At 74.2% G+C, this 11,639-nt stretch carries 2 protein-coding genes; both read left to right on the top strand.

All coding sequences use genetic code 11. The features are described from left to right. A partial coding sequence (locus tag ACZ4Z1_RS35410; protein WP_468490769.1) for a condensation domain-containing protein occupies nt 1–3,206 on the top strand: 3,206 nt, incomplete at its 5' end. A 44-nt stretch (nt 3,207–3,250) separates the two neighbouring features. After that, nucleotides 3,251–11,632, top strand: coding sequence for a type I polyketide synthase (locus tag ACZ4Z1_RS35405; protein WP_468490768.1), 8,382 nt, complete (start codon nt 3,251–3,253; stop codon nt 11,630–11,632). Nucleotides 11,633–11,639 lie beyond the last annotated feature (7 nt).

Genomic DNA, 11,639 nt, shown 5'->3' with positions numbered 1-11,639 from the left:
GGCAGTTGCCGGACGGATCGCTGGAGTACCAGGGCCGTAACGACGACCAGGTCAAGATCCGCGGCTTCCGCATCGAACTCGGCGAGATCGAGGCCGCCCTCGGGCGGCACGAAGCCGTGTCCCACAGTGTCGTCGTCCCGCGGGAATCCGGTGGCAGCCGTGCGCTGGTCGCCTACGTGTCGCCGACGGCGCGGTGGCTGGACGCCGCGGCCCGGGAACAGAACGCCGGGCTCCTCGACCAGTGGCAGCGCGTGTTCGAGGACCAGTACACCGGGTCCCTCGATGAGGACACCGCGGACGACCTGAACCTGGCCGGCTGGGACAGCAGCTACACCGGCGAGCCCATCGCGGAGCGCGAGATGCGCGAGTGGGTGGACGGTACGGTCCGGCGCATCGGGGAACTGCGGCCCAAGCGGCTCCTGGAGATCGGCTGCGGCACCGGACTGCTGCTCTTCCGCTACGCCCAGGACTGCGCGTCGGTGCACGCCCTCGACCTGTCGGCGTCGGCGCTCGGCGACGTCCGGCGGGGCGTGGAACGCCGGGGCTGGTCGCACGTCACCCTGGAGCAGGGGGACGCCCTGTCGGTGCGGCGCCTGGCGGAGGAGTCCGGCGCCACCTTCGACACCGTGGTCGTCAACTCGGTCGCGCAGTACTTCCCGAACCGGCAGTACCTGGAAGACGTCATCGCGCAACTGCTGCCCCACGTCGAGGACGGCGGCCGCATCCTCCTCGGCGACCTCAGGAACCTGGACCTGTACACCGCCCACCTCGGCGCGGTCGAGCGCGGCCGTACCGGCGGCCGCACCACTGCCGGAGCCATGACCGCGCGACTGCAGCGGCACCGGCGGCAGGAGAACGAACTGCTCCTCAGCCCCACGTACTGCGCCGGGCTGACCGAGCGGTTCCCCGAACTGGGCGCCGTCGACCTGATGGCCAAGCGCGGAACGGGCGACAACGAGATGCTCGCCTACCGCTACGACGTCGTCCTGACCAAGGGCGCCACCCCTCCGGCCGAGCCCTTCCCCTGGCTGGACATCCCCACCGCCGCGCAGCTGCGCACACTCCTGGACAACGGCACCCCCGCCCGGTTCGGCGTCAGCGGCCTGGCCAATCCCCGGGTCGCCGACGACGTACGGCTCGCCGAAGGGCTGACCCGCTGGTCGCCCTCCCACGAGATCGAGCCGCTGCCGGGCGGCGCCCGGCTGTCCGCGCGGGCCGCCGGGGAAGTGCGGGAGCTGGAAGCCGTACTGCGCCACGCCGAATCGCTCGGCTACCGGGTGGCGCCCACCTGGTCGCAGGACCGTCCCGACGCGCTGGACCTGGTCCTCGGCAAGGGAGCACTGCCTCCCGTACGGGCACGTGCCCCCTACCGCGCCGCGGACCTCGCCAACGTCCCGCGGATCGGCGACCTGGGCCCGTCCATGGCGCGCACGCTCAAGGACCGCCTGTCGGCGGAACTGCCGGACTACATGGTCCCCGGCGTCTTCGTACTCCTCGAAGAACTGCCCGTCACGGTCAACGGCAAGGTCGACAAGCGCGCGCTGCCCGCACCGGACGAGGACGCCGTGGCCAAGGAGGTCTACGTCGCGCCCACGACCGAGGCACAGCACACGCTCTGCCGGGTACTGGAAGACGTGCTCGGAGTCGGCCGCGTCGGAATCGAGGACAACTTCTTCTCCCTGGGCGGGGACTCCCTGCTGGCCGTCCGGCTCAACCTGCGCGTGAAGGAGGAGACGGGAGCGGAACTGCCGCTCCAGCTGATCCTCACCGGTGCCACCGTGGCGGAGATGGCCGAGGCCCTGGGCCGGGAGCCGGGCGCCACGGGACCCGAGCCGGCCCGGCCCGGCGCCGCCGGGGACGACGAGCCGGCGCCGCTCGCCCTGCAACAGCGGGACCTGTGGTTCCTCGACCGGCCCGCGCACCTGGGCACGTCGTACGACAACGTGCAGCTCGCCTTCCGGGTCCAGGGGCGGCTGGACCGCGACGCCTACGTGCGCGCCGTCGAAGCCCTCGTCGCCCGCCACGCGGTGCTGCGGACCAGTTACGTCCGCACCGACGGGACCATCACCCAGCGGGTGCACGACAGCGCCGGCTTCACCGTGTGCGTCGTCGCGGCCGGCGACGACACCGCGGTCACCGAATGGCTCCGCGCCGAACGGCTGCGCCCCTTCTCGCCGGACGACCCCTACGTCCTGCGGGCCCACGTCCTGACCCTGCCGGACGACGGACACGTCCTCGTCCTCACCCGGCCCTGGGGCGTCTTCGACGGCTGGTCGGTACGGACGCTGCTCACCGAACTGCTCGCGCTGTACGGCGCGCTGAGCCAGGGACGTGAACCGGCCTTGCCGTCCCTGCCGCTCCAGTACGCCGACTTCGCCCGCCGGCAGAGCCGCACGGTCGACGCCGCGGAACTGGACCGCCAGCAGACGTACTGGCGCCGCCGTCTGGAGGGCCTGCCGGCCTGCCTGTCGCTGCGCGGCGACTACCAGCGATGCCCGGTGAAGTCCTTCCAGGGCGCCTCGGTGGACTTCCACGTCCCGCTCGACCTGCACACCCGGCTCCAGCGGCTCAGCCAGGAGCGCGGCACCTCGCTGTACATGACCCTGCTGGCGGCGTTCGCGGTGCTGCTGGGCGGCCACTGCGAGGACCGGGAACTGGCGATCGGATCACCCGTCGCCAACCGGCCTGCATCCGAGCTGGAACAGCTCGTCGGCTACTTCGTCAACATGGTCGTGCTGCGCCTCGGCATCGCGCCGGAGCGCCCGTTCACCGAGCTGCTGACCCAGACCAGGCAGGCCGTCGCCGAGGCCCACGAACACAAGGACCTGCCGTTCGCCGACCTGGTCCGGGCCCTGGTGCCGGAACCCGACCCGGCGCACTCCCCGCTGTTCCAGGTGATGTTCAACCTGCTCCCGGCTCCGCTGCCGGCCGACGACGGCGAGCCCGCGGCGCTCACCGTGGTCCCGCTGGACCCGGTACCCGGCTCCCGTACGGCGAAGTACGACCTCAGCCTGACGGCCCAGGAGACGGCGGCCGGACTGCGGTGCTCGCTGGAGTACAGCACCGACCTGTTCACCCGGCGGACGGCCGAGGGCATGGCGCGCGCCTACGAGCGGCTGCTGCGGGAGATCGTGGCCCGCCCCGAAGCGGACCTGACCCGGCTGCGCGCCGGATCGGGCCAGGCACGAACGGATGCAGCGGGATGACCGGCCGCCCCGATCATCAGGCACCCCCGGCGGAGGAAGCGGACATGACCACGCAGTACCCGGCCGAGCGCGCGGTCGCCGTCGTCGGCATGTCCTGCCGGGTCCCGGGCGCCGACGACCTCGCCGCCTTCTGGCGCCTGCTGCACGACGGCGTGGACGCGATCACCGACGTACCGGACGGGCGATGGGACCTCGACGGTGCCGCCGGAACCCTGGACGGACCGGGACAGCGGCGGGGCGGCTTCCTGGACCGGGTCGACGGCTTCGACCCCGGCTTCTTCGGTATCTCACCGAGGGAAGCGGCGGCGATGGACCCGCGGCAGCGGCTGGCGCTCGAACTCGCCTGGACGGCGCTGGAACACGCGGGCATCGTGCCGGAGACCCTGCGCGGCGGCTCCGCCGCGGTGCTGCTCGGCGCCACCGGCGACGATTACGCCACGCTCGTCCACCGGCACGGCCCCGGCGCCGTGTCGCACCACTCGCTGGCCGGGCTGAGCCGGGGCGTCATCGCCAACCGGCTCTCCTACCACCTCGGCCTGCGCGGCCCCAGCCTCACGGTCGACACGGCACAGTCCTCGTCCCTGGTCGCCGTGCACCTTGCCTGCGAGAGCCTGCTGTCGCACACCACCGCACTGGCGCTGGCCGGCGGCGTCCACCTGAACCTGACGCCGGACAGCACGCTCGCCTTCGCCCGCTCCGGCGCCCTGTCACCGGACGGCCGGTGCCACGCCTTCGACGCGCGCGCCAACGGCACCGTCCGGGGCGAGGGCGGCGGCATGGTCGTCCTCAAACGCCTGGCGGACGCCCTCGCGGACGGCGACCGGATCCACTGCGTCCTGCTCGGCGGCGCCGTGAACAACGACGGCGGCGGCCCCGCGCTCACCGTGCCGGACGGTGACGCACAGCGGGCCCTGCTGCGCGACGCCTGTGCCCGGGCGGGGACCGACCCCGCGCACGTACGCTACGTGGAGGCGCACGGCACCGGCACGAAGGCAGGGGACCCCGTCGAGGCGGACGCCCTCGGCACCGTGCTCGGCCAGGGCCGGGAGCCGGGGCAGCCGTTGCTCGTCGGCTCGGTGAAGACCAACATCGGGCACCTGGACGGCGCCGCCGGCGTCGTCGGGCTGATCAAGGTCGCGCTGTCGCTGCGCCACGGGATCCTCCCGGCGAGCCTGCACTACACCGAGCCGCACCCTTCGATCCCGATGGAGCGGCTGCGGCTCCGGGTGAACGACACCACCGGCCCGTGGCCGCCGGGCCCCCGCCTCGCCGGAGTCAGCTCGTTCGGCCTGGGCGGCACCAACTGCCACCTGGTGGTCGCGGAGGCCCCTGGCACGCCCTCGGGCACCGGCGAGCCGGCCGGGGACGGCTCCGGAGAAGGGGGCGCCCCGCCGGGCCCCCGTACCGGAGGCCCGGCCGTGCTCCCGGTGCCGGTCCTGGTGTCGGGCGGCAGCGCGCAGGCGCTGCGCGCCCAGGCGGGACGACTGCTGGAGCGGGTGGCGGCAGAGGAGGAGCTGACCCCTGCGGACGTGGGCTTCTCGACGGCCACCACCCGTACGGCACTGAAGCACCGCGGCATCGTCGTGGCCGCCGACCGCGCCGAACTGCTCGACGGCCTGGCCGCGCTGGCGGCCGGCGAGCCCACGCCGAACGTCGTCGAAGGCGTGGCCACCTCCGCCCAGGGCCCTTCCGCCCAGAAACCGGGCGTGGTCTGGATGTTCCCCGGCCAGGGGCCGCAGTGGGCCGGGATGGCGCTGGAGCTGTGGGAGACCTCACCGGTGTTCGCCGCCCGGATGGACACCTGCGCGCGGCTGCTGGACGCACTGGTCGACTGGTCGTTGCGCGACGTGCTCGCCGACGAGGCCGCACTGCTGCGCATGGACGTCATGCAGCCCGCACTGTTCGCGGTGCAGGTGTCGCTGGCCGAGGTCTGGCGCTCGGTCGGCCTCGCGCCGTCCGCCGTGGTGGGCCACTCCCAGGGGGAGATCACCGCGGCCTGCGCGGCGGGGATCGTCTCCCTGGAGGACGCCCTCCGGCTGATGGCCGAGCGCGGCAAGGCCATCGTCGCCCGGCTGTCCGGTCGCGGGGCGATGGCCCTGCTGGCGATGCCCGCGGCCGACGTCGATCCGGAACGGGTGACGATCGGTGCGCTGAACGGCCCGAACGCGGTCGTCGTCTCCGGACCCGTCGACGTCGTGCACGCGATGGTGGCCGAGTACAAGGCCCAGGGCGTCCGTGCCCGGATCGTGCCGATCGACTACGCCTCGCACTCGGCGCAGGTGGAGGAGATCCGCGACGAGGTCCTGCGGGCGGCCCGGCACGTCACGGCCCGGGACAGCGGCGTCGCGTTCTACTCCACCGTCACCGGTGGCCGTCTGGAAGCGGACCGTCTGGACACCGAGTACTGGTACCGCAACCTGCGCGAAACGGTACGCCTGGAGGACGCCGTCAGGGCGCTCGCCGAGGACGGGCACGGAGTGTTCGTGGAGGCCAGCCCGCACCCGGTGCTCACCATGGCCGTCCAGGACACGGTCGGCCGGGTGTCCGGCGCGCTCGTCCAGGGCACGTTGCGGCGCGGCGAGGGAGGCGCCCGGCGGTTGCTGCTGTCCATGGCCGAACTGCACGTCCAGGGCGTGGCGTTGGACTGGCGGGCGATGTTCGAGGGCACCGGTGCCCGTACGGTGGAACTGCCTCCGTACGCCTTCCAGCGGCAGCCCTACTGGATCTCCGGCGACGGTGCCGCCCTGCCCGTACCGCAGCCGGCGGCGATACCGGAGGCTGAGCCCGCCGCCGAGCCGTCCAGCACGGACGAACGGGAACTGCGGGAGCTGGTCGGCGCGCAGACGGCGGCCGTCCTCGGGCACGCCGACACGGCGGAGGTCGGCTCCGACCGGACGTTCAAGGAGCTCGGTTTCGACTCGGTCACCGCGGTGGAACTCAGCAACCGGCTGAGCCGCGCGACCGGCCTGCGGCTGCCGACCACCCTGGTCTTCGACCACCCCACGCCCGGCGCGGTCGTACGCCACCTCCGCGACGAGCTGGCGGGGGACGCGCCGGACCGGGGCGGCGCCGACGCTCCCGTCCCGGACGACGATCCGGTCGCGATCGTGGGCATGAGCTGCCGGCTGCCGGGCGGTGTGGCGTCACCGGACGACCTGTGGCGGCTGGTGTCCGAGGGGACGGATGCGATGTCGGCGTTCCCGGAGGACCGCGGCTGGAGCCTGGACGAGGCGAGCACGGGTGGCGTGCGTACGGGCGGTTTCCTGCCGGACGCGGCGGAGTTCGACGCCGACTTCTTCCGGATCAGCCCGCGGGAGGCGCGGGCGATGGACCCGCAGCAGCGGCTGCTGTTGGAGGCGTCGTGGGAGGCGCTGGAACGTTCCGCCGTCGATCCCGTCACGCTGCGCGGGAGCCGTACGGCCGTGTTCATGGGTGTCATGAACCAGGACTACGTGCCCCGGCTGCATGAGACGTCGGAGAGCTTCGGCGGACACGCGCTCACCGGCGGCGCTCCGAGTGTGGCGTCCGGGCGGGTGGCGTACACGTTCGGGTTCGAGGGCCCGGCGGTGACGGTGGACACGGCGTGTTCGTCGTCGCTGGTGGCGTTGCACCTGGCGGCGCAGTCGCTGCGGTCGGGGGAGTGCTCGCTGGCGTTGGCCGGCGGCGCGGCGGTGATGTCCACGCCCGGCATGTTCATGGAGTTCTCCCGGCAGGGCGGGCTGTCGCCGGACGGCCGGTGCAAGGCGTTCTCGGACGCGGCCGACGGTACAGGCTGGTCCGAGGGCGTGGGCGTCCTGGTGCTGGAGCGGCTGTCGGACGCGCGGCGCAACGGGCACCGCGTCCTGGCGGTGGTGCGCGGCTCGGCCACCAACCAGGACGGCGCGTCCAACGGCCTCAGCGCCCCCAACGGCCCCGCCCAGCAACGGGTCATCCGTGACGCGCTGGCGAGCGCGGGCCTGTCGGCGGCGGACGTGGACGCGGTGGAGGCGCACGGCACCGGCACGACCTTGGGTGACCCGATCGAGGCGCAGGCGCTGCTGGCGACCTACGGGCAAGGCCGTACGGAACCGCTGTGGCTGGGCTCGCTGAAGTCGAACATCGGCCACACCCAGGCAGCCGCGGGTGTCGCAGGCGTGATCAAGACCGTGCTGGCGCTGCGTCATGGTGTGCTGCCGCGAACGCTGCACGCCGATGTGCCGTCGCGCCATGTGGACTGGTCGTCGGGGGCGGTCGGGCTGCTGACCGAGCAGCGGCCGTGGCCGGAGACCGGGCGGCCGCGTCGGGCCGGCGTCTCGTCCTTCGGGATCAGCGGCACCAACGCGCACGTGATCATTGAGCAGGCGCCCGCGGAGACCGCGGACAGCCCTCGGGAGGCGGCGGCCCCGGAGCGCCCGGTACCGGTGCTGGTGTCGGGCGCGTCCGAGGCCGCGCTGCGGGCCCAGGCCGACAGGCTGCGCGAACGGGTGGCGTCCGGCGCGGAACTGCGCCCGGTGGACATCGGCTGGTCGCTGGCGGCTTCCCGTACGGAGTTCGAGCACCGTGCCGTCGTCGTGGCCGCAGACCGGGAGACCCTGCTCGCCGGGCTGGACGGGGCGGCGCGCGACGAGAAGGCGCCGCACGTGATCACAGGAGCGGCCCGCCGCACAGGCGACCGGGTGGTCTTCGTCTTCCCCGGCCAGGGTTCACAGTGGGCCGGCATGGCCGCCGCGCTGCTGGACGAGGCCCCCGCGTTCGCGGAACGGCTCCGCGCGTGTGCCACGGCACTGGCCGAGTTCGTGGACTGGGACCTCGAAGGCGTACTGCGGCAGGCCCCCGGCGAACCGACGCTCACACGGGTGGACGTGGTGCAGCCGGCGTCCTGGGCGGTGATGGTTTCGCTCGCGGCCCTGTGGCGGTCGTACGGCGTCGAGCCGTCGGCGGTGGTGGGGCACTCCCAGGGCGAGATCGCGGCGGCGTGCGTGGCCGGTGCGCTGTCCCTGCGGGACGCGGCGCGGGTGGTGGCGCTGCGGTCGCAGGCGATCGCCGCGGGGCTGGCCGGCCTCGGCGGGATGGTGTCGCTGGCGCTGCCCCTGGCGGAGGTGGAGTCGCGGATCGAGCCATGGGCGGACCGCCTGGAGATCGCCGCGCTGAACGGCCCTTCGGCCACGGTGGTCGCCGGTGACCCGGAGGCGCTGGACGCACTGCTGACCGTGTGCGAGGCGGAGGGCGGCCGGGCCCGCAAGGTCCCGGTGGACTACGCCTCGCACACCTCGCACGTCGAGCGCATCGAGGACGAACTCGCCCGGGTGCTCGCGGACCTGCGCCCCCGCCCCGCACAGGTGCCGTTCTACTCGACCGTCGAACGGGACTGGCTGGGCGACGGGCTGGTGGACGCGGGCTACTGGTACCGGAACCTGCGGCAGACCGTGCACTTCCGGTCGGCCGTGGAAGCACTGGCCGCACAAGGGCACGGCACCTTCATCGAGGTCAGCTCCCACCCGGTGCTCGTCCCGGCCGTCCAGGAAGTCCTGGACAGCCGCCCCGGGACGCCCGCCCCGGCCGCCGTCTCGGGGACGCTGCGGCGTGACGAAGGGGGACTGGACCGGTTCCTGACGTCCGTGGCGGAGGTCTGGACGCGCGGTACGGCGGTGGACTGGAGCCCGGCGTTCGCCGGCGCCGGCGCGTCCCGCGTCGAACTGCCGACGTACGCCTTCCGGCGCCGGCGGTACTGGCTCGACGCCAGGGCCGACCAGCCGCTGCTGGGGCGCGCGGTGGAACTCGCCGACGGTGACGGCATTCTCCGCACCGAACGCCTGTCGCTGCAAGCCCGCCCCTGGCTGGCCGACCACCGCGTGCAGGGGCGGATCGTGGTGCCCGGAACGGCGTTGCTGGAAATGGCCCTGGGCGTCGGCGACCTGGTGGAGGAACTGACCCTGCACACGCCGCTGATCGTCCCGGAGCGGGGCGAGGTCGAGGTGCAGCTGCGTGCGGCGGCCCCCGACGAGGCGGGCCGGCGCGCGGTCCGTGTCCACGGCCGCGTCCATGGTGACGGCGACGGCACATGGCAGCTGCACGCCACCGGACAGGTCGGTACGGGTCCGGCCGGCGCACCGGGCGCCACGCTGACCGCATGGCCCCCGCCCGGAGCCGTCCCGGTGGACCTCGCGGACTGCTACGACCGGCTCGCCGAGCGCGGCCTGGAATACGGCCCGGCGTTCCGCAACCTCCAGGCCGTCTGGCGGCACGGGGACGACCTCCTCGCCGAACTGGCACTGCGGGACGAGGCGGGCCCCTTCCACGTACACCCGGCGCTGCTCGACGCGGCGCTGCACCCCCTGGTGCTGGAGGCGGGGCCCGGCCCGGTCGTGCCGTTCTCGTGGTCCGGCGTACGGCTGACGGCGGTGGGCGCCTCCCAGCTCCGGGTCCGGATCAGCCCGGCCGGTGAGCACCGGGCGTCGCTGGCCGTCACCGACGGCAGCGGCATCGACGTGCTGACAGTCGGCTCCCTCGCCCTGCGGCCGCTGGAGGCCCGGCGCTTCGACCCCGACCTCTTCCAGGTCGAGTGGCGGGAGGCCGCCGCGTCCGGCGGGCCGGTGCAGGCGTACGCCACGACGGACGTCCTGGAGGTGACGACGGACGAGGCGACGGCGGACGGGGCGGGCCTGCCGGACGCCGTCCACGCGACCACGCAGTCCGTACTGCGCGACGTACAGAAATGGCTGCGGGACCACGACGACGGCACGTCACGGCTGGTGGTCCGTACCAGGCGGGGCGTGGCCGTGGAACCGGACACCCCCGTCGACCTCGCCGCCGCCACCGTATGGGGACTGCTGCGGCCGGCGCAGACCGAACACCCGGGCCGGATCGTCCTGCTGGACTGCGACGGCACCGGCGAACCGGCGGCCGACGACCTGGACCGCGCCCTGGCGACGGGCGAACCACAGCTCGCCCTGGCCTCCGGCACGGTCCTCGCACCCCGGCTGGCGCGCGGCTCCGTGCCCGGGCCCGGAACCGGCCCAGGCCGCCTGGCCGCCGGCCCCGGTGGAACCGTCCTGATCACCGGCGGGACCGGCGGACTCGGCGCCGCCGTGGCACGGCACCTGGTGACCGCGCACGGCGTACGCCACCTGCTGCTCGTCAGCCGCAGCGGCCCGGCCGCCGACGGCGCGGACGGCCTGGTCGCGGAACTGACTGCGGCGGGCGCCACCGTCCGGGTGGCCGCCTGCGACGTCACCGACCGGTCCGCGCTCGCGGAGACCGTCGCGGCGGTCCCCGCATCGGCGCCGCTGCGGGCCGTGGTGCACGCGGCCGGGGTGATGGACGACGGCGCGACACTGTCGCTGACGGCCAATCAGCTCACGGCCGTCCTGGCCGCGAAGGCGGACGCGGCCTGGCACCTGCACGAGCTGACCCGCGACCTCGGCCTGTCGGCGTTCGTGCTGTTCTCCTCGGTCTCGGCCACGATCGGACTGGCCGGACAGGCGAACTACGCGGCCGGCAACGCCTTCCTCGACGCGCTGGCCCACCACCGGCGCCGGCTGGGGCTGCCCGCACTCTCCCTGGGCTGGGGCCTGTGGGAGCAGCGCACCGGCATGACCGGGCGGCTCGGCGACGCCGACCTGCGGCGGATGCTGCGCAGGGGATTGCTGACACTGCCCACGCACGACGGGCTGGCCTTGTTCGACCTCGCGCTCGGCGCGGACCGGGCACACCTGGTACCCGCCCGGTTCGACCGCTCCGGGCCGTCGCAGGCCGGCCTGCCCATGATGCTCCGCGGACGGTCCCGGCCGTCCTCCGGGGCCGGGCGCACCTCCGTCCGCGCCGCCGGCGGGGCGGGCACCGGGGCAGCAGGGCGGACGCAGACCTTCCGGGACCGGCTGCTCACCCTGTCCGGCCACGACCGGGAGCTGGCGGTGCGCCGCATGGTGCAGACGGAGATCGCGACCGCGCTGGGCCGGTCGGGTGTGGGCGACGTGCCCTTCGACCGGGGCTTCACGGAGCTGGGCTTCGACTCGCTGACCGCCCTGGAACTGCGCAACCGGATCGGTGCCCTGACCGGCCTCACCCTGGCCGCCACGGTCACCTTCGACCACCCGAGCCCGGCCGCGCTGGCACGGCACCTGCTGGGACGGCTCACCCCGGAACAGCTCCCGGCCGCATCACCGGCTCCGGCCGGACCGCCGCCACCTGCCGCCGCACCGCCAACCCCGGTCGCGCCGCAGGCCCCTGACATGCCCTCGGTCCTCGCCGACCTGGACCTGATGGAGGCGCGCGTGGCCGCCGTCGGCGACGACGCGCTGCGCACGGCCGTCACCGCCCGGCTGTGGGAGCTGCTGGCCACGGTGACCACCGAGGACGCGCCGGAGCCGGTGCTCGACCAGGAGATCGCCGCGGCCGGCGCGGACGAGCTCTTTTCCTTGATCGACGATGAGCTGGGAAGGCCCTGAGAACATG

Source organism: Streptomyces sp. NPDC030165 (assembly GCF_055573595.1).
Note: the sequence above shows the minus strand (reverse complement) of the source record. Positions and strands in the feature narration are given on the sequence as shown.

Coding starts and splice junctions, on each gene's coding strand:
- ACZ4Z1_RS35405 (WP_468490768.1), top strand. CDS start 3,251: ATGACCACGCAGTACCCGGCCGAGCGCGCGGTCGCCGTCGTCGGCATG.